The sequence below is a fragment of the Pseudomonas inefficax genome (assembly GCF_900277125.1).
GTDB classification, from domain to species: domain Bacteria; phylum Pseudomonadota; class Gammaproteobacteria; order Pseudomonadales; family Pseudomonadaceae; genus Aquipseudomonas; species Aquipseudomonas inefficax.
In genome coordinates, this window is record NZ_OPYN01000078.1 from 1 (window position 1) to 18,598 (window position 18,598).

General features: G+C 62.9%; 19 protein-coding genes, 1 tRNA gene and 1 pseudogene. 9 read left to right on the forward strand and 12 right to left on the reverse strand.

The genetic code is table 11. The features are described 5' to 3' along the window. Positions 1 to 269 (reverse strand): annotated as a pseudogene (locus tag JV551A3_RS10070) (ZIP family metal transporter); the annotation flags it as partial. Positions 270 to 395: 126 nt separating this feature from the next. Between JV551A3_RS10070 and JV551A3_RS10075 the strand changes: the two are divergent. The 4 genes from JV551A3_RS10075 (at position 396) to JV551A3_RS10095 (ending at position 3,901) form a co-directional block, all read left to right on the forward strand. Next, the gene (locus JV551A3_RS10075) at positions 396 to 587 is read left to right on the forward strand and encodes a PLDc N-terminal domain-containing protein (RefSeq protein ID WP_012271091.1); all 192 of its coding nucleotides are present in this window, start codon (positions 396 to 398) and stop codon (positions 585 to 587) included. Positions 588 to 828: 241 nt separating this feature from the next. Further along, positions 829 to 2,904 carry an LTA synthase family protein gene (locus JV551A3_RS10085; RefSeq protein ID WP_112251833.1) on the forward strand — a complete coding sequence of 692 codons (2,076 nt, stop codon included), beginning with the start codon at positions 829 to 831 and terminating at the stop codon, positions 2,902 to 2,904. 251 nt (positions 2,905 to 3,155) lie between these two features. Then, positions 3,156 to 3,392, forward strand: coding sequence for a hypothetical protein (locus JV551A3_RS10090; protein WP_112251834.1), 237 nt, complete (start codon positions 3,156 to 3,158; stop codon positions 3,390 to 3,392). Between the two features lie 176 nt (positions 3,393 to 3,568). Further along, positions 3,569 to 3,901 carry a ribonuclease E inhibitor RraB gene (locus tag JV551A3_RS10095; protein WP_003260395.1) on the forward strand — a complete coding sequence of 111 codons (333 nt, stop codon included), beginning with the start codon at positions 3,569 to 3,571 and terminating at the stop codon, positions 3,899 to 3,901. Between the two features lie 115 nt (positions 3,902 to 4,016). Here the strand turns inward: JV551A3_RS10095 and JV551A3_RS10100 are convergent, their stop codons facing one another. Next, on the reverse strand, positions 4,017 to 4,817 hold the full coding sequence (locus JV551A3_RS10100) for a c-type cytochrome (RefSeq protein ID WP_133970702.1): 801 nt from the start codon (positions 4,815 to 4,817) through the stop codon (positions 4,017 to 4,019). Positions 4,818 to 5,343: 526 nt separating this feature from the next. Between JV551A3_RS10100 and JV551A3_RS10105 the strand changes: the two genes are divergently transcribed. Then, the gene (locus JV551A3_RS10105) at positions 5,344 to 6,075 is read left to right on the forward strand and encodes an amidotransferase (RefSeq protein WP_015269362.1); all 732 of its coding nucleotides are present in this window, start codon (positions 5,344 to 5,346) and stop codon (positions 6,073 to 6,075) included. Between the two features lie 132 nt (positions 6,076 to 6,207). Here JV551A3_RS10105 and JV551A3_RS10110 read toward each other — a convergent pair whose 3' ends face one another. The 3 genes from JV551A3_RS10110 to JV551A3_RS10125 form a co-directional block, all read right to left on the reverse strand. Beyond that, a complete protein-coding gene (locus tag JV551A3_RS10110; RefSeq protein WP_015269363.1) occupies positions 6,208 to 7,179 on the reverse strand; it encodes a magnesium and cobalt transport protein CorA in 972 nt (323 codons plus the stop codon). A gap of 64 nt (positions 7,180 to 7,243) precedes the next feature. Next, complete coding sequence (locus tag JV551A3_RS10115) at positions 7,244 to 7,963, reverse strand: lysophospholipid acyltransferase family protein (protein ID WP_133970703.1); 720 nt, start codon at positions 7,961 to 7,963, stop codon at positions 7,244 to 7,246. Between the two features lie 183 nt (positions 7,964 to 8,146). Further along, the gene (locus tag JV551A3_RS10125; protein WP_015269365.1) at positions 8,147 to 8,836 is read right to left on the reverse strand and encodes a crotonase/enoyl-CoA hydratase family protein; all 690 of its coding nucleotides are present in this window, start codon (positions 8,834 to 8,836) and stop codon (positions 8,147 to 8,149) included. Between the two features lie 198 nt (positions 8,837 to 9,034). Between JV551A3_RS10125 and JV551A3_RS10130 the strand changes: the two genes are divergently transcribed. Then, positions 9,035 to 9,124, forward strand: a tRNA-Ser gene (locus JV551A3_RS10130). A 169-nt stretch (positions 9,125 to 9,293) separates the two neighbouring features. On the opposite strand, the gene JV551A3_RS10135 is transcribed toward JV551A3_RS10130, so the two are convergent. The 4 genes from JV551A3_RS10135 to JV551A3_RS10150 form a co-directional block, all read right to left on the reverse strand. Next, complete coding sequence (locus tag JV551A3_RS10135; RefSeq protein WP_133978660.1) at positions 9,294 to 11,426, reverse strand: TonB-dependent siderophore receptor; 2,133 nt, start codon at positions 11,424 to 11,426, stop codon at positions 9,294 to 9,296. 202 nt (positions 11,427 to 11,628) lie between these two features. Further along, entirely contained in the window at positions 11,629 to 12,009 is a 381-nt protein-coding gene (locus tag JV551A3_RS10140) for a hypothetical protein (RefSeq protein ID WP_133970705.1), read from the reverse strand. A gap of 130 nt (positions 12,010 to 12,139) precedes the next feature. After that, the gene (locus tag JV551A3_RS10145) at positions 12,140 to 13,312 is read right to left on the reverse strand and encodes an MFS transporter (RefSeq protein ID WP_133970706.1); all 1,173 of its coding nucleotides are present in this window, start codon (positions 13,310 to 13,312) and stop codon (positions 12,140 to 12,142) included. A gap of 153 nt (positions 13,313 to 13,465) precedes the next feature. Beyond that, a complete protein-coding gene (locus tag JV551A3_RS10150; RefSeq protein WP_133970707.1) occupies positions 13,466 to 14,215 on the reverse strand; it encodes a 3-oxoacyl-ACP reductase family protein in 750 nt (249 codons plus the stop codon). 117 nt (positions 14,216 to 14,332) lie between these two features. Between JV551A3_RS10150 and JV551A3_RS10155 the strand changes: the two genes are divergently transcribed. Then, positions 14,333 to 15,271 carry a LysR family transcriptional regulator gene (locus JV551A3_RS10155; RefSeq protein WP_133970708.1) on the forward strand — a complete coding sequence of 313 codons (939 nt, stop codon included), beginning with the start codon at positions 14,333 to 14,335 and terminating at the stop codon, positions 15,269 to 15,271. Between the two features lie 123 nt (positions 15,272 to 15,394). On the opposite strand, the gene JV551A3_RS10160 is transcribed toward JV551A3_RS10155, so the two are convergent. Together JV551A3_RS10160 and JV551A3_RS10165 are read right to left on the reverse strand one after the other, a co-directional pair. Further along, positions 15,395 to 15,865: a GreA/GreB family elongation factor gene (locus JV551A3_RS10160; protein WP_133970709.1), complete on the reverse strand. Its 471-nt coding sequence runs from the start codon at positions 15,863 to 15,865 to the stop codon at positions 15,395 to 15,397. Between the two features lie 2 nt (positions 15,866 to 15,867). Beyond that, the gene (locus tag JV551A3_RS10165) at positions 15,868 to 16,266 is read right to left on the reverse strand and encodes a hypothetical protein (RefSeq protein ID WP_133970710.1); all 399 of its coding nucleotides are present in this window, start codon (positions 16,264 to 16,266) and stop codon (positions 15,868 to 15,870) included. Positions 16,267 to 16,396: 130 nt separating this feature from the next. Between JV551A3_RS10165 and earP the strand changes: the two genes are divergently transcribed. After that, positions 16,397 to 17,524: an elongation factor P maturation arginine rhamnosyltransferase EarP gene (earP, locus tag JV551A3_RS10170; RefSeq protein ID WP_133970711.1), complete on the forward strand. Its 1,128-nt coding sequence runs from the start codon at positions 16,397 to 16,399 to the stop codon at positions 17,522 to 17,524. A 48-nt stretch (positions 17,525 to 17,572) separates the two neighbouring features. Continuing rightward, positions 17,573 to 18,142, forward strand: a complete 570-nt coding sequence (gene efp / locus JV551A3_RS10175; protein ID WP_013971530.1) for an elongation factor P — start codon at positions 17,573 to 17,575, stop codon at positions 18,140 to 18,142. Between the two features lie 215 nt (positions 18,143 to 18,357). Here the strand turns inward: efp and JV551A3_RS10180 are convergent. Continuing rightward, the coding region (locus JV551A3_RS10180) for an Ohr family peroxiredoxin (RefSeq protein ID WP_133978662.1) at positions 18,358 to 18,598 on the reverse strand (241 nt) is incomplete at its 5' end.

Here is an 18,598-nt window from a genome sequence, read left to right on the forward strand (position 1 = left end):
GTGCGTGCCCTGACATCGCGCAGCACCACCGCCAGCACCGCGCCCAGCGCCGTGGCGCCAAAGCCGGACAGCCCGCCCAGTGCGGCCAGGTGAAGATTATCGGCGTGGTCGCCGTTCACCGCGTTCCACAGGCTTGCCCCCAGCAGTACCAGTACCACCAGCATGCTCAGGGCCAGGCCGGCGCCGATCCAGGGGTTGTCGTGCATCTGTTGGCGCCAGGCGCTGACGGGCGAGGGCAGGGCAACGCTGTGGGTATGGGCGGGGGGCATGGCAACCTCGAAATCGATGGATACAGCAGTTTAAGCAGTGACCCGCACAAACGGCCAAGGATTCCCTTCTATTGACGTGATAGCTGACTATGCTGTGCAGCAAAAGCCTTTGACAGGAGTTTTGGCATGGGGTCGACGTTCAACAGCCTGGTCGGGCTGATCATCCTGGCGCTGGATATCTGGGCCATCCTCAATGTAATCAAGAGCGGCAGCGAAGTAGGTATCAAGGTGTTGTGGATACTGCTGATCGCCCTGCTGCCGGTGGTGGGCCTGGTGATCTGGGCGATCGCCGGGCCGCGGGGGAATGTGCGGATTTGAATGCCTGTACTGGCCTCTTCGCGGGCACGCCCGCTCCCACAGGTAGACCACCAGACCCGAGAGCGGTGATATCCCTGTGGGAGCGGGCGTGCCCGCGAAGAGGCCGTAACAGACAAAAACGGCAACACCCCCGTGACAAAATTTTCACATTGGTTTAAACAGAATCCGCACCCGCACAATGCTGCGTTGGTATACACCTGCGCCATCTCCGCAAACCCGCAATCCTAGGACCTTCCCATTCATGGCTAACCCGGACGCCTTGAAGCAACGGGGCGCGCGAGCGTCGTTCTCGCCCACCCTGAAATCCCACCTGGCCTACACCCTGCTCAGCGGCCTGGTGATCATGCTGATGCTCAGCCTCGTGCGCCTGGCGCTGCTGGTCTACAACAGCGACATGATCGGCGATACCCCCAGCGCGACCGTCGCCGAAGGCTTCCTCAACGGCTTGCGCTTCGACCTGCGCGTGGTGGTGTACATCAGCATTCCGCTGCTGCTGGCCATCCTCAGCCCATGGGCCATGGCCCGCCGTGGCCTGTTCCGTTTCTGGCTGACCATCACCTCGAGCGTGGTGATGTTCCTCGGCCTGATGGAGTTGGACTTCTATCGCGAGTTCCACCAGCGCCTCAACGGTCTGGTGTTCCAGTACATCAAGGAAGACCCGAAGACCGTGCTGAGCATGCTCTGGTACGGCTTCCCGGTGGTGCGCTACCTGCTGGCCTGGCTGTTCGGCACCTGGCTGCTGAGCCTGCTGTTCAAGGGCATCGACCGCATCACCCGGGGCAACGGCGCCGGCGAGGTCACCCTGCAGCGCCGCGCGGCGCCGTGGTACAACCGCCTGGCGGTGTTCATGGTGATCCTGCTGGTGGCCGTGGTCGCCGCCCGTGGCACCCTGCGCCAGGGCCCGCCAATGCGCTGGGGTGATGCCTTCACCACCGATTCCAACTTCGTCAACCAGCTGGGCCTGAACGGCACCCTGACCCTGATCGATGCTGCCAAGAGCCGCTTTGGCGAAGACCGCGCCAATATCTGGAAGCCGGTGCTGGAGCAGGACGTGGCCACGCAGAGCGTGCGCGAGCAGCTGCTGACTGCCAACGACACCCTGGTTGATGCCGACGAGGCAGCCATCCGCCGCGACTTCGTGCCGCCGGCCGAGCGCACCCTGCCGATCAAGAACGTGGTGGTGATCCTGATGGAAAGCTTCGCCGGCCACTCGGTGGGCGCGCTGGGCAGCCCCAACAACATCACCCCGTACTTCGACAAGCTGGCCAAAGAGGGCCTGCTGTTCGACCGCTTCTTCTCCAACGGCACCCATACCCATCAGGGCATGTTCGCCACCATGGCCTGCTTCCCCAACCTGCCAGGCTTCGAATACCTGATGCAGACCCCGGAAGGCGGCCACAAGCTGTCCGGGCTGCCAGCCCTGCTCAGCGCCCGCGATTACGACGATGTGTACGTCTACAACGGCGACTTCGCCTGGGACAACCAGTCCGGTTTCTTCGGCAACCAGGGCATGACCACCTTCATTGGCCGTAACGACTTCGTCAACCCAGTGTTCTCCGACCCGACCTGGGGCGTTTCCGACCAGGACATGTTCGACCGCGGCAACGAAGAGCTGGCAAAGCACGATGGCAAGAAGCCGATCTACGCGCTGCTGCAGACGTTGTCCAACCATACCCCGTACGCGCTGCCCAAGGACCTGCCGGTAGAGCCGGTAACCGGCCAGGGCCGCCTGGACGAGCACCTGACCGCCATGCGCTATTCGGACTGGGCGCTGGGGCAGTTCTTCGAGAAGGCGCGCAAAGAGCCGTACTTCAAGGAAACCCTGTTCGTCATCGTTGGCGACCATGGCTTTGGCAACCACCAGCAGGTCACCGAGCTGGACCTGGGCCGCTTCAACGTGCCGCTGCTGCTGATTGCCCCGGGCATCCAGGAGAAGTTCGGTGCGGTCAACCACACCGTGGGCACCCAGGTAGACATCGTGCCGACCATCATGGGCCGCCTGGGTGGCCAGGCTCGTCACCAGTGCTGGGGCCGCGACCTGCTCAACCTGCCTGAGGGCGACCAGGGCGTGGGCATGATCAAGCCATCGGGCAGCGAGCAGATCGTCGGCCTGGTGCAGGGCGACCGCATCCTGATCGAGTCCAAGGACATGACCCCGCGCATGTACCGCTACCAGCTGGGCAGCGAGTTCAAGGCCGAGCTGATCGAAAGCCCGGACCAGCCGGAAATGCTGAAGAAGCTGGAAGCGTATATCCAGACCGCGACCAAGAGCCTGCTGGATAACACCGCCGGTGTGGTGCACGGCACACCGAAGTAAGCTAGATCGCCAGGCGGACCTGGGCCGTGTGGGAGCGGCCTTGTGTCGCGAAAGGGCTGCGCAGCAGCCCCAGATCCAGTATCCATGTAAAGATCGCCGGGGCCGCTTTGCGGCCCTTTCGCGATACAAGGCCGCTCCCACAAAAAAGCCGCACCGCTACCAAGTCATCTGACTGAACATTCTCCCCACCTCAAGGTCACTTGTTTCAGGCATCACACACCCGATGTTCGTTGACTGAGAGGGGTCGTTCGATGAAAGAGTGGGAAGTCATCTTTGCCGATCAGAAAGGCGTGCTCACCACCCTGACGCTGCGCGGCGACCAGTGCCCCAGCGAGGAGGACGCCGCGCGGGCCATCCGTTCGCACCTGTTCCCGGTGATGGACGAGTTGGACCTCAACGACTTCCAGGACCGCACTGTTTCACCCACCGCACGCTGGCTCAAGGAACAGAGTGGCGTGACCATCACCAGCATCCAGGAAACGCCCTGAACCACACGTTTGCGTGGTGCCCTGGCAGGCACTACGCTGCATGAAGGTGCCGGCCTTTTCTGCGGGTTGGCACCGCACCCCTTCGCGTCTTGCATCAGCTCGAACTGCCCGGCCGCTGCCGGCAGGTGCGTAGTGCACGGAAAGTCTATCCATCGCATTATTCAGGAGGACGTTTCATGAGCAGCCAGAACGACGATATCAGCAGCAACGTCCTGCGCCAGATGAAAGCAGGCGGTTTCGACTTCACCCAAATCCACCCCATCGAGTTCTACGCCATATTCCCTGACGAAGCAGGAGCCCGCCGCGCGGCCGGGCAGTTTCGCGGTGAATCGCTGAATGCCCAGGTGAAGGAACTGGGCGACGGTGCCTGGCATCTGGAACTGAGCAAGGTCATGTATGCCACCCATGGCGGGATTGGCGACTTCGAAGAGGCCTTCGAGCAGTTGGTGACACCTTATGGCGGTGAGGTGGAAGGGTGGGGGGTCAAGCAGGAGCGGCCAATAGCCTGAGAGTTTTGTGTTGCCTTCTTCGCGGGCTTGCCCGCTCCCACAGGTATCTCACGGCATTCAAGCCTGTGGTGATCCTGTGGGAGCGGGCAAGCCCGCGAAGAAGCACACACCGCCCTCAAGGCCTGCGCCCAGCCATATGCCTCAAATAGGCCAGCAATTCATCCAGCTCCGGCTCACTCAAGACACTCTTTGCAAACCCCGGCATCTTCGCCTGCGGCCACTGCCGCAGGCTCTGCGGGTCACGAATCAGCTGGCGTAGATATTCAGGCCGAAAATACTCGGTCGGGTTATGCGGCACGTTCAGGTCCGGCCCCACCTGCGCATCCCCCGCGCCGTTCAGCCGGTGACACGCCAGGCAGTTCTGCTGGAACAAGGCAAAGCCCCGGCCCACCGGGCTGTCAGCCGGCAGCTTCGGGTCGGGCAGCAATGCCGGGAAACGCGCCTCGACAGAGGCCAGCTTGCGAATCGTGGAAATCTGGAACGGCCACTGCTCCGGGCGGATGCCGCTGGCCTGCGGTGCAGTCCACACCAAGTAGAACGGCCCGGCACTCGGCTTGCCTTGGCCCAGTGGTGGCCACGGCCGGCCCGGCTCCTCCACCGCCAGCCAGGCCTGTGCCGGCCCGCGCTGTAACAGTGGCGCCGCTGGCATTTCAGCGGCAAAGCCATCCAGCGCCACCGCCTGCAGGTGGTCGTTGGCACTCACGCCGTCCAGCAGCGCGGCCAGCGGCACCGCCCGGTAATGCATGGGCTGCTTGTAGGAAACATCCTGGTCGATGCTGATGTCCCGGGCCTGCGGGTGGTCGAGCAGTTCGGCACTGCTCCACTGGCGCGTCGTGGCACCCAGTTCAAGGTGCAGTTGCGCCGCCGACAGCGGCAGGCTCAGGAACAACACTAACAGTGCAAGGCAATGGCGCATGGGTAATCTCCGACCATCAAGGCCAGCAGGTTACCTGTGCGTTGCCTGTTGGCGCCACAGCGGCAGTCAGCCGAACAAACGTGTGAGGTTCGGCAGGATCAGCAGCAAAGTCGTGGCGAAGAGAATGAGCCCAGCTTGGCGAATTTTCGATTGTCTGAACATGGCGGACCGCCTTCTTGTTGTTATTCCTGAATACCCGTTGGCTTCCCTGTCGCGCTTCGGGTCGATCGCAGTAGCGTTGGTGACGCCTTGACTGCTGCCTCTTGAAAGTGGATATACAACCAACAGTAGGGTGTGCGTCATCCATCTTTGAGAACCCTTTGTTCTAATCCCACTGTTCGTTGATTTCTTCTGGGTATGAGGCTAATTGCCATCTGGCTGGCATGCTCTCGCTAGACGGTGGCGCAAGTGCCAGCAGGTCACCGACGAAATGTGACCGTTCGTCAGTGCGGCCTACTTGCTTGTACGTGCCTTTCGCGTCAGTCTCTACAGCAGATTCCCACCTATGTCGTTCAGGACTATCCCTATGTCGTTACGCATCTGCATCCTTGAAACCGATGTCCTGCGACCGGAGTTGACCGCGCAGTACCAGGGCTACGGCAGGATGTTCGAGCAGCTCTTCTCGCGTCAGCCGATCGCCGCGGAATTTCGTGTGTACAACGTGATGAACGGCGATTACCCCGCCGACAACGAAGTGTTCGATGCCTATCTGGTGACGGGCAGCAAAGCCGACTCGTTTGGTACCGACCCGTGGATCCAGACCCTGAAGGCCTACTTGCTGAAGCTGTACGAGCGTGGCGAGAAGCTGCTGGGGGTGTGTTTCGGCCACCAGTTGCTGGCGTTGACTCTGGGTGGCAAGGCCGAGCGTGCCGAACAGGGCTGGGGCGTGGGTATCCACCGCTATTCGCTGGCGGCCCATGCGCCGTGGATGGACCCGGAGGTGTCGGAACTGACCTTGCTGATCAGCCACCAGGACCAGGTGACCGAGTTGCCGGAAGGCGCCACGGTGATCGCCTCCAGCGACTTCTGCCCGAACGCTGCGTACCACATTCGTGACCAGGTGCTGTGCTTCCAGGGGCACCCCGAGTTCGTGCACGACTACTCCCGTGCGCTGCTCGATGCGCGCCAGGAGTATCTGGGTGATGAGGTGTACCACAAAGCCGTGGCCAGCCTGGCCACCGAGCACCAGGGCGACCTGGTGGGTGAGTGGATGTTGCGGTTTATCCAGCAGCCGGTGAGCAAAGATACTGCAGCGTGATGGCTGGGGGCTGCTGTGCAGCCCATCGCGACACAAGGCCGCTCCTACAGGGATCGCGAATAACCTGACTGACGCGATCCCATGTAGGAGCGGCCTTGTGTCGCGATGGGCCGCAAAGCGGCCCCGACAATCTCAAAGCCAGCCAGACTTCTTGAAGCTGGCATACAACGCCGTACAGCCCAGCCCGATCACCCCCAGCACGCCGAAATACCCATAGTGCCATCCCAGCTCGGGCATGTTCTGGAAGTTCATCCCGTAAACCCCGGCAATTGCCGTGGGGAACGCCAGGATCGCCGCCCAGGCCGCGAACTTGCGCTGCACGATGCTCTGCCGTGACGACTCCAGCAGCATGCCGATCTCGATGGTCTGGCTGGCGATGTCGCGGATGCCGGCCAGGTCTTCCATTTGCCGCGTCACGTGGATCTGCACATCGCGGAAGTACGGACGCATGTTCTTGTCGATGAACGGGAAGCTCAGGCGCTGCAGTTCCTCGCTCACTTCCACCATCGGTGCCACGTAGCGGCGCAGGCGCAGGATATCGCGGCGCAGGCTGTGCAAGCGGCGGATATCGTCCTCTTGCAGCGAACCGCCAAGCACGCTCTGCTCCAACTCTTCGATCTCGCCATGAATGGCCTCGCTGACCGGCTGGTAGTTCTCGGTGACGAAGTCGAGCAAGGCATACAGCACGAAATCTTCGCCATGCTCCAGCAGCAACGGCCGCGCCTCGCAGCGTTGGCGCACCAGTGCATAGGACTTGGAGTGGCCGTTGCGGCAGGTGATGATGTAGCCGTTGCCGGCGAAGATGTGGGTTTCGATGAACTCCAGTTTGCCTTCGTGGCGCACCGGCGAGTAGGTGACGATGAACAGGGCGTCGCCGAAGGTTTCCAGCTTGGGGCGGCTGTGCTTTTCCAGGGCGTCTTCAATCGCCAGTTCGTGCAGGTTGAATTGGCACTGCAGGTTGGCCAGTTCCTCAGCGTTGGGCTCTTCCAGGCCGATCCACACAAAGTGCCCCGGCTTGCGGGCCCACTCGCTGCCTTCATCGATGCTGATGTTGGTGACCTTTCTGCCGGCGCTGTACACCGCCGATGCCACGACTCGACCCATGGTTGTTCGCTTATTCCGGTTGGACACGGCTTACAGCTTGGGCTGTAGTGGGCTCAAGAGCAACCTAGCTCTTGGCCAGTTCCCCTTCCATGCGGTCGATGCACTGCTGCATCTGGCCCCGGCACTGTTCGATCAGCGCCGGCAGGTCCTGCAGGGTCATGCCCGTCGTTGCGATCGGTGGCAGCGAGCGCACGATCACCGTGCGCTGGCGCCAGCTGTTCAGGTTCAGGCGCCCGGCATAGCGGCTGACGCATACCGGCACGATCGGCACGCCGGCCTCGATGGCCATGTGAAATGCACCTTTCTTGAAGGCCAGCAGGTGCTCGCCGGGATTGCGCGTGCCTTCGGGGAAAATCCAGATCGACGTGTCGTCCTGCAGTACCCGGGTGGTCTTCTGCATGGCCTTGCGTGCCTGGTAGGCGTTCTTGCGGTCGACCAGCACGTTGCCACCCAGCCAGAACAGCTGACCGAACAGCGGGATCCAGCCCAGGCTTTTCTTGCCGATGGCGACAGTGCGCTGGGGCACCACCTGGCCCAGCACGAACAGGTCGTAGTTGGACTGGTGATTGGCGACGATCACGCAGCCTGGCGGGTGGTCCCACAGCGGGCCGACTTCGGCCTTGACCCTGATTCGCATCAGCCAGGTGGCCGGCAGGCTGTAGAGGCGGGCGAACACGCGGCTGTTGTCGGGGTTGAAGGGGCGGCACAGGCCAATGACCAGGCCTAGGGTGCCAACCACAAGGAAATGCAGCGCCAGCAGGAACATGCGCAATGAATAAAGCATGGTACGACTCACACCAGACAGTCGCCGGGGAGTGTACGGATGTGCACTGGTTGGGGCAAACCCTGAGGTGCGAACCTGTGATGGCCCTTTCGCGGGTGAACCCGCTCCCACAGGTACCTCACTGCTCTTGAGGCCTGCGATATCCCTGTGGGAGCGGGTTTACCCGCGAAGAGGCCGGCCCGGCTAGCCCATATGCTGCTGGTCCAGCTCGATCGCCTTGTCCAGTGCCTCCAGCAACCCTTTGCGCACCTTCAGCTTGGTGTTCTTGTGCGCTAGCATGTTCAGCTTCTTCAGCTCCCGCGCCGCGGCCAGTGCCGCATCCTGCAACTGCTCGGCCGGCACCACCTTGTCGAGGAAGCCGGCGTCTACCGCGCCTTGCGGGTCAAACACCTCGGCATTGATCACCGAGCGGTGGAAGGCCGAGCGGCGCAGGCGGTCGCGGGCCAGTTCGATGCCGGCATGGTGCATGGTCATGCCGATCTGCACTTCGTTCAGGCATACCTTGTACGGCCCTTCGACGCCAATGCGATAGTCGCCCGACAGCAGCAGGAAGGCGCCCTTGGCCACGGCGTTGCCCGGGCAGGCGACCACCACCGGGAACGGGTGCGACAGCAGGCGGCGGGCGAGGGTGGAACCGGCGGTGACCAGGCTGATCGCCTCCTTGGGGCCGCTGGTCATCACCTTGAGGTCGTAGCCGCCAGACAGAATGCCCGGCTGCCCGGTGATGATCACCACCGCGCGTTCTTCGGTGGCGCGGTCGAGTGCGGCGTTGAAGGCGGCAATGACGTCTGGCGAGATGGCGTTGACCTTGCCGTTGTTCAGGGTCAGGGTGACGATGCCGTCTTCGGCGTGGTAGGTAATCAGCTCGCTCATGGCAGAGTCCTTTTGTTGGCGTGGCGACGACGTTACCCAGCGCCAGGGGCGAGGTAAAGCAGTAAGGCTGACTGGTCGGTCAGCGTTCGCCGGGGCGCAAATGCAAATGCATGAAAAAACTGAAAAAAATGCTTGCCAAAGGGAAGGTCTTTCACTAAATTAGCGCACCTCGACAGGCTGCAAGGCTTGAAGAGAAACGGTGAAGTGTCCGAGTGGTCGAAGGAGCACGCCTGGAAAGTGTGTATACGAGAAATCGTATCAAGGGTTCAAATCCCTTCTTCACCGCCACATTCTACGAAGAGCCCCCGAGCTGAAAAGCCGGGGGTTTTTTGTTTTTGGGGCCTTTGGGGGCCGCTTTGCGGCCCTTTCGCGACACAAGGCCGCTCCTACAAGCGTGCGCGGTCCCCTGTAGGAGCGGTCTTGTGTCGCGAAAGGGCTGCAAAGCAGCCCAAAAAATCTAGAAGCTGACCGAAGCCGAAAGCCGAGCCGTCCGCGGCGCCCCCTGGAACAGGTAGTTATCCCCCAGGTAATCCCCCACATCGCGCCAATAGCGCTTGTCGAACACGTTATCCACAGTCAGCCGCAGCACCGTGTCATATCCCCCAATGCGCGTGCGGTAGCGGCTACCCACATCGAATACCGTGTACCCACCAACTTCCACATTCCCTGCCTGGCTCGCATATTTGCTGGCGCTGTAACGCGCCCCGCCCAGCAGTGCCAACCCCGGTACCGGCAGGGTGTATTCCGCCTGCAGCGCTGCCCGGAACCTGGGCACGTTGATCGCCTGGTGGCCTTCATAGGCATCGGTCCCGCTGTTCTGCACCCGCGCCCGAATGGCCGCGGCGCTGGCTTGCAGTTGCAGGTTCGAGGTCACCCAGCCACTGGCACCCAGCTCCAGACCAGTGTTCTTCTGCTGGCCTTGCTGCACGTAGTTGAAGTGGCCGGCGCCGTCCGGGCGCGCGTACTGGTATGCCTGGCGTATTTGGAAAAGTGCGGCGCTGAAGCTCAGGCCTTGCCAGTCGTGCTTGAGGCCCAATTCCAGCTGATGTGAGGTAGTCGGTGCGAGGATTTCGAAGCTGTTCTCGGCGAACCACGGTGCCGTACCGCCCGCTGACAGGCCCTTGGCGTAGCTGGCATACACCGTGGTGTCCGGCTGGGGCTTGTAGATAAGCGCGGCGTTGGGCAGCAACTCGTACTGCCGGGTATGGCGACCGGATATGCCCTCCTCATTCCAGGTTTTCTCGTCCAGGCGTACTTCACGGGCACCCAGTACGGTCTGCCAGTGCTCGTTGAAGCTGATGCGATCGCTCACGAACAGCCCGTACTGGCGGCTGTCCAGGCGACGTTCGCTAGACCTGACGGGTTTGTCGGAGGGATCGAAGGCCGGCGCACCGGTGTGGATGTTGCCTGTACCTACCCATTCCATATAACTGGGGCGCTGATCCAGCGTGCGCCGCTGCGCACTGGTGCCCACGGTCAGCTCATGCCCTACACCCAGCGCATCGAAATGCCCGTTGAGGATAGCCTGCGCCTCGTCGGTACGGCGGGTGTCGTCGGGGCTGCGGAAGTCGTAGATGTCGTAGTCGCCGTTGCTGCCGAAGAATGCGCCTTCGCTCGAGCCCCAGGCAAACGAGCTGTAGTCATCGATCACCACCTTGCTGCGCGAGGCACTCAAGGTCCCAGCCCAGGCTTCGTTGAAACGGTACTCGAAGCGTCCGCCCAGGTTCAGCGAATCGTTCTGCACCGGCTTGGCCCAGTGCTGGTAGGCCAGGCGGTCGTCGGGGTCGATGCCATGGGGTACTTCGCTGCCACCGAGCAGCTGGTAACCCGGCACCGAGCGCTGTTCGCGGTGCTGGTATTCGGCATCCAGCTGCAGGGTGGCATCCGGGTTGATCTGCCAGTCGAAGGCCAGCGAGGCGAAGTCGCGCTTGCCGTCGGCGTGGTCGACGTAGGAGCGGATGTCTTCATGGGCCAGGTTGGCCCGCAGGCCGAACTGCCGCTCGCTGCCGAACCAGCCGCCCAGGTCGGTGGCCAGGTAGCGTTCGCCTTGTTCGTTGGTCGACACCGTGACGCTGCGCACATCTTCGGCGCGCTTGGTCACGTAGTTGATCAGGCCGCCCGGCTCCGACACACCGCTCTGCAGCCCGGACAGGCCTTTGAGCAGCTCTACCTGCTGCTTGTTTTCCAGGGCCACGTTCTGCTCGCCGGCGATGGTCTGGCCATTGATGCGGTAGCTGCTGGCGGCATTCAGCTCTAAGCCGCGCACATTGAAGTTTTCGTAGTAGCCGATGGGGGCGTAGCTTTCGCCCACCGAGGCGTCGCTTTGCAGCACTTCACTGAGCTGGCGCACCTGGCGGTCTTCCAGCAGTTGCTGGCTGAACACGCTGATCGAGGCCGGGGTGTCGAGCAAGGGCGCGGGTTGGAAGCCGCCCACGGCTGCCTGGCGTGCCTGGTAACCGTCGTTGGCGTAGGTGTCGGACACCTGCAGCGGGGCCAGTAGCACGCTGTCTTCGGCAAGCACATGGGGGCAATGCAGGGCCAGGCCCAGGCTGAGCAGGCTCAGGGGCAGGCGGGGGTGACGCGGGGGCATGCGGTGGGGCTCCTGGATGCGCGACACCTGTGCCGGCCTCTTCGCGGGTAAACCCGCTCCCACAGGTATATCACTGCACCTGAGGATAGTGATTTTCCTGTGGGAGCGGGTTCACCCGCGAAGAGGCCGGCACAGGCCATGAAAAAGGCGGCATCTTACCGCCGCCTTCAACATAAAACGATCCGGACCGTCCGATATCCAGTCAGCCTTTATTGGCCGGCCGCCTGTGCTGCCGCCAGTTGTCATCGATCTTCGACCAGGTCTTGCCATCGGTGATGGCCATGAGCTTGCGCCCATCCTTGAACGTGGCCAGGAAGGTAGCTTCTTGTTCCTTGCCACCCAGCCACAACCCGGCCAGCAAGCCCACTGGCCCGGCCACCAGTGCACCGGCTACGCCCCAGCCCAGGGCACTGCCAAGGCTGCGGTTGGATTCCAGGCTGGCCAACCGCAGGTCGCTGATGCGCGCCAGGGAAATCCGCTCGCCGGGGGAGGGGCTGCGCGGGGTCTTGAGTGTGAGCGATCCGTTGCGATACTCGCCTTCACCTTGCAAGAAATCGCCGGATTGCACCGTGAGTCTTGTCATAACGTCGTCCTGTCAGGGAAAGGGCATTGGCCAGCGACTACTGAGCGCTGCCCGGGAGGGCAAGTCAACGGCCATGCGACGGAGGGTCGTGCGGTGCATTGTCACTCTCAGGCTGGCGCTCCTACAGGGGTTATGCGTCAGCTTTGCGGGCGGAAGCAAGCCACGCCAGCAACGCCAGACCGCCAATCACCAACCCGGCCACCACAATCCCCATCCAGCCCTGGCGCTGGAACAATTGCGTGCCCAGCAGCGACCCCAAGGCCCCGCCAATGAAGTAGCAGGTGATATACCCGGCATTCAGCCGCGTGCGCGCCTCAGGCCGCAGGGCAATCACCGCATTCTGGTTGCTCACGTGCACCAGTTGCACTGCCAGGTCGAGCATCAGCACGCCCAGCAGCAAGGCCAGCAACGACTGCTCGGCAAAGCCCAGCGGCACCCACGACAGCAGCAATACCACCAGCCCCACCGTGGTGCCCAGCGAGCCCTTGCCACGGTCGGCCAGGCGCCCGGCCCAGTTGGCCGACAGCGCGCCCGCTGCACCGGCCAGGCCGAACAGGCCTATCACTGCGTCCGAATAGTGGTACGGGCCTTTCGCCAGCAGGAACGCCAGTGGCGTCCAGAACAGGGCGAACAGGCTGAATGCCAGCAGGCCGAGCAGCGAGCGCAGGCGCAGCACCGGTTCTTCGAGGAACAGGCGGAACACCGAGCCGATCAGCGCCGGGTATTTCAGCCCGGCATGGCTGTGGTGTTGCGGCAGGCTGCGGTACAGCGCCACGGCGGTGATGGCCATCAGCACTGCTGCCAGCACGTAGATGCTGCGCCAGCCACCGAGTTCGGCCATGAACCCGGCGGCGGTGCGTGCCAGCAGGATGCCCAGCAACAAACCGCTCATCAACGTGCCGACAGCGCGCCCGCGCTGGTGTGGCTCGCTGAGGGTGGCGGCCATGGGCACGAGGATCTGCGCCACCACCGAGAACAGCCCGGTCAGCGCCGTGCCAAGGATCAGCCACGGCAGGCTCTGTGCGCAGGCGCTGATGATCAGGCCCAGGGTGGAAATGGCGGTCATCACGGTGATCAGCCGGCGCTGCTCGAACAGGTCGCCCAGCGGCGCCAGCAGCAACAGGCCGGCGCCGTAGCTCAGTTGCGCGGCAATGACGATGCTGCCGGCACTGGCGGTACTCAGGCCGAACTGCTGGGCGATGCTGTGCAGCAGCGGTTGCGCGTAGTAGTTGCTGGCGACGGCCAGGCCGGTGGCAGTGGCCATCAGCAGGATCAGGGCACGGCTGAGCGTGGGGTTGTGCATGCGCTTCTCGTGGCAGGTGGATAAGTGGATAGCCTGTGCCGGCCTCTTCGCGGGTGAACCCGCTCCCACAGGGTCACCACAGTACTCGAAAGCCGTGGTATTCCTGTGGGAGCAGGTTTACCCGCGAAGAGGTCGGAACGGGCAACCCGTCAATCAGGCGGCAAACCCGCCATCGACCGTCAGGCTGGCCCCGGTAATGTACCCCGCCTCAGGCCCCGCCAGGTAAGCCACGAAGCTGGCAATTTCATCCGCCTCGCCATACCGCCCGATTGCCATCAGCGGGATCAGGCTGTCAGCGAACTCGCCGCTGGCCGGGTTCATGTCGGTGTCCACCGGCCCTGGCTGCACGTTGTTCACGGTAATGCCTTTCGGCCCCAGGTCACGGGCCATGCCGCGGGTCAGGCCGACCAGCGCCGATTTGCTCATGGCATAGGGGGCGCCACCGGCAAACGGCATGCGCTCGGCATTGGTGCTGCCAATGTTGATGATGCGCCCGCCTTGGCCCATGTAGCGTGCCGCAGCCTGGCTGGCGACGAATACGCTGCGCACGTTCACCGCCAGCATGTGGTCGAAGTCGGCCAGGTCGAATTCGGTCACCGGCGCTACCGCCAGCACGCCGGCGTTGTTGACCAGGATATCCAGCCGGCCGAAGGCCTTCACGGTGTCATCCACGGCCAATTGCACAGCCGCCGCGTCGGCACTGTCGGCCCGCAGGGCCAGGGCTTTTCCGCCGTTTTCGGTAATTTCCTGCGCCAGCGCCTGCGCCGGGCCGGCGGAACTGACATAGGTGAAAGCCACCTGCGCGCCTTCGCGGGCCAGGCGTCGCACGATGGCTGCGCCGATGCCGCGGGAACCGCCTTGTACCAGGGCCACCTTGCCTTCGAGTGTGTGTTGCTTGGACATGTTGATCTCCTGCTGAAGCCAGGCTGGAATGCCTTGGATGGGCGCAGTATCGGCGCTTGATTACCTGCTGATAAGATGGCAATCACTATCAGCAGAGTAAACCTTTGGTTGCCAATCATGGCCGTGGAATCGTTCAACGCGTTGGAATGCTTCATCCGCAGTGCCGAAGTCGGCAGCTTTGCCGAGGCCGCCAGGCGCCTCAGCATTACCCCGGCTGCCGTGGGCAAGCATGTTGCTCAACTGGAAGCGCGCCTGGGGGTGCGGTTGTTCCAGCGTAGTACCCGCAAGCTGACCTTGACGGAGGCCGGGCAGCGGTTTCTGGGCGAGGTCAGTGACAGCTTCCGCACCATCCAGTACGCCGTGGCCAACCTGGCAAGCAGCGAAGGCCAGCCGGCCGGGTTGTTGCGGGTGAGCATGGGCACGGTCTTCGGGCGCTTGTATGTGTTGCCGTTGCTGTCTGAGTTCCTGCGTCGCTACCCGGCCATTACCCCGGACTGGCATTTCGACAACCGCCAGGTCGACCTGATCGGCCAGGGGTTCGATGCGGCGATTGGCGGGGGGTTCGATCTGCCGCCGGGGGTGGTGGCGCGCAAGCTGACCCCGGCGCACCGGGTGCTGGTGGCAGCGCCGGCGTACCTGGGCCGGCACGCACCGATTGACGACCCGCAGGTATTGCAACGGCATGACGGTATCCTGATTCGCTCGCCGCAGACCGGGCGGGTGCGTTCATGGCCGCTGACCAGTCGTTGGCAGGTGCAGCAGCCGTTGCAGTTGCGCCAGGCGATGACCATGAGCGATTCGGATGCGGCTTGCGCGGTGGCCGAGCAGGGCCTGGGGATTGCCCTGGTGAGCCTGCCGTTTGCCGTGCCGTACCTGGACGGCGGGCGGCTGCGGCGGGTGCTGCCGGACTGGTACGTGGACGATGGGCATATCAGCCTGTATTTCGCCGAGCACAAGCTGTTGCCGGGCAAGACCCGGGCATTTATCGATTTTGTCGTGGAGCAGTTTGAACAGCAGGGGTTGGCGCGGCGGTTCGATGCCTTGCAAACGGTGTAGGAGCAGCCTTGTGCTGCGAAGGGGCCGGTAAGGCAAAAGATTTTCTGTGTTGCTCAGGGCCCCTTCGCAGCACAAGGCTGCTCCTACAGGGGTATCACTGGCCTGAGGAGCGAGGAGGCCGGTTCAGACAACATCGACAATGAACAATACCTGCGCCCCCAGGCTCACCTCATCATCAACCTTCTTGCCCAGCAACTGCTGCCCCAGCGGCGAACGCGGAGTAATCACCGTCACCAGCCCATTCCCTTCGCCAATCTTCAACCCCGCCGCCTCGGGCCCGAGGAACAGTCGGCGCTGCCCGCCATGTTCATCCTCCAGCGTCACCAGGTTGCTCACCTGCACCCCGCGTGCCGGGTCATGATCGCGCAGCAGCAGTTGCTGGTAGGTCACCAGCGCCTTGCGGATCTCGGCGCTGCGGCGGGCCTGGCCGGTGGCCAGGTACGAGGCTTCCAGGCCCAGGGTGTCGTACTTGTTCTCGGCGATGTTCTCCTCGGCTGTGGCGGCTTCGTACGCGGTTTGCGCCGCGCGGGTCAGCACATCCAGGTCATGCTCGAGGGTGGCGACTATCTGCGCCAGCAGGTTGGGCTTGTCCATGGTCAGTAACAGAACTCCAGCACGTTGGCCTGGCTTTTGTCAGTGGGCGCGGTGCGGTTCTGCTGCAGCCAGAACTGGCACTTGGGACTGTTGAGGTTGCGCGGGTTGCCCTGGGCAGCCTCGGCGGCCTGTTGCAGCTCCTGCTTGTGCAGGATGTCCTTGTAGCGTTCGAACATTTGCGCCTGGGCATCCGCCGCAGGGGCTGGCGCTGGCGGCGCGGCAGGCCGGTACGCGGCGGGGGCCACGGCCTGGGCCAGTGGCTGTACCTGCTGTGGCCACAGTTGCAGGACCAGCCACAGGCTGGCGGCGATCGCCACGGCGCCCAGCCACAGGCCAAAGGCAACGCACGCGATCAACGGCAACGGCTTGAGGGTGATCTTCAGTTCACGGTGGCGCGGCATGGCAGCCTCCTGGCAGGGTGTTCGGGGTGCATTGTCGCATGCGCCTGGGCATTTTTCCGCGCAGGTGCTTTTGTAAGCGACAATTTATGCGCAGAATGCGCGGTTTTTCCGCTGGGCGAGGGCAGGGCACATGAAAGCCACCTGGGACATCTTCTGCAGCGTCGTCGACAACTACGGCGATATAGGCGTGACCTGGCGCCTGGCCCGGCAGCTGGTGGCCGAGCACGGCCTGGCAGTGCGCCTGTGGGTGGATGACCTCAATGCGTTCACGCCCATGTGCCCCGAGGCCGATGCCAACGCCCGGCAGCAGTGGCAGCACGGTGTGGAGGTGCGCCAGTGGCCGGTGGCCTGGCTGCCGGTGGCGCCGGCTGATGTAGTAATCGGTGCCTTCGCCTGCCAGTTGCCAGCAGCTTATGTAGAGGCAATGCGTGCTCGCGCCACGCCGCCGCTGTGGCTGAACCTCGAATACCTCAGTGCCGAGGACTGGGTGGAGGGCTGCCATGGCCTGCCTTCACCGCAACCCAATGGCTTGCGCAAGGTATTCTTCTTTCCCGGCTTTACCGGAAAAACCGGTGGCCTGCTGCGCGAGGGCTCGCTGCTGGCGCGGCGTGATGCGTTCCAGCAAGACGCACGGCAGGCCTTCTTGCAGGGGCTTGGTGTAAACCTTGAAGCGGGGACGTTGCTGATTTCCCTGTTTGCCTACGAAAACCCGCAACTGGGCAACTGGCTTGATGCCCTGGCCTCAGGCGAGCAACCTTGCCACCTGCTGGTACCGCAAGGGCGCGTTGTCGCGGGGCTCGGCCAGTGGCTTGGCGAGACGGAGCTGCAAGTGGACAGCCTGTGCAAGCGAGGGGCGCTGACCGTGCAGGTGCTACCTTTCGTCAGCCAGGATGATTACGACCGGTTGCTGTGGAGCTGTGATTTCAATGCCGTGCGCGGCGAAGACTCGTTCGTGCGTGCACAGTGGGCCGGGCAGCCGATGCTGTGGCACATTTACGTGCAGGACGAGAATGCCCATTGGGAAAAGCTCGAAGCGTTTCTCGCGCATTATCGACACGGGTTGTCAGGCGATGCCGATGCCGCCCTGCTTGGCTTGTGGCGAGCCTGGAACATGGACCGCGACATGGGCCAGGCCTGGCAGGCGGCCCGCCAGCACTGGCCGGAGCTGCAGCAGCATGCGCGGCTTTGGGCGGCGCGACAGGCCACTCAGCCGGACCTTGCCAGAGCGCTAGTACACTTTTACCGAAATTCGCTATGATACGCGGCCTCGATTTTTATAAATCCATCCAGATTCGGATACTTCGTAATGAAAACTGGTAAAGAACTGAAACCCGGTACCGTCCTGCGGATCGACAACGACCCGTGGCTGGTTCAAAAAGCTGAGTTCACCAAGTCGGGCCGTAACAGCGCGATCATGAAGACCAAGCTGAAGAACCTGCTGACCGGCTACAAGACCGAAACCGTCTACGGTGCAGACGACAAGCTGGACGACGTGATCCTGGATCGCAAAGAAGCGACCCTGTCGTTCATCAACGGTGACGAATACACCTTCATGGACACCACCGACTACACCATGTACGAACTGAACGCCGAGGACATCGAAGCCGTTCTGCCGTACATCGAAGAAGGCATGGAAGACGTCTGCGAAGCCGTGTTCTTCGAAGGCCGCCTGGTATCGGTTGAACTGCCGACCACCATCAGCCGCCAGGTTGTCTACACCGAGAACGCTGCACGCGGCGACACCTCGGGCAAGGTCATGAAGCCTGCCAAGCTGAAGAACGGTACCGAGATCTCGGTTGCCGACTTCATCCAGATCGACGAGTGGATCGATATCGACACTCGCGACAACAGCTTCAAAGGCCGTTCCAAGAAGTAATACTTCTTGTGAAACGCAAAAACCCGGCCTTGGCCGGGTTTTTTCATGCCTGCGTTTTTGCAGTTCTCGATGCTGGCTCTTGCTTTTGTGGGAGCGGCCTTGTGTCGCGAAAGGGCCGCAAAGCGGCCCCGGCGATATCAAGGGTACCCGAGATTCTGGGGCCGCTTCGCGCCCCATCGCGACACAAGGCCGCTCCTACAGGGGAAGCGTGAACTTCAGACGGTCACGTGCAGGCGTACATCCACATTGCCGCGAGTGGCGTTGGAGTACGGGCACACCTTGTGCGCCTTTTCCACCAGCCCTTCGGCATCGGCCTGGGCCAGGCCCGGCAGGTTGATGTGCAAGTCGATGTCCAGGCCGAAACCGCCCGGAATCTGGCCGATGCCCACCTTCGCAGTGATCGAGGCGTCCGCCGGCAGGGCTTTTTTCTCCTGCCCGGCCACGAACTTCAGGGCA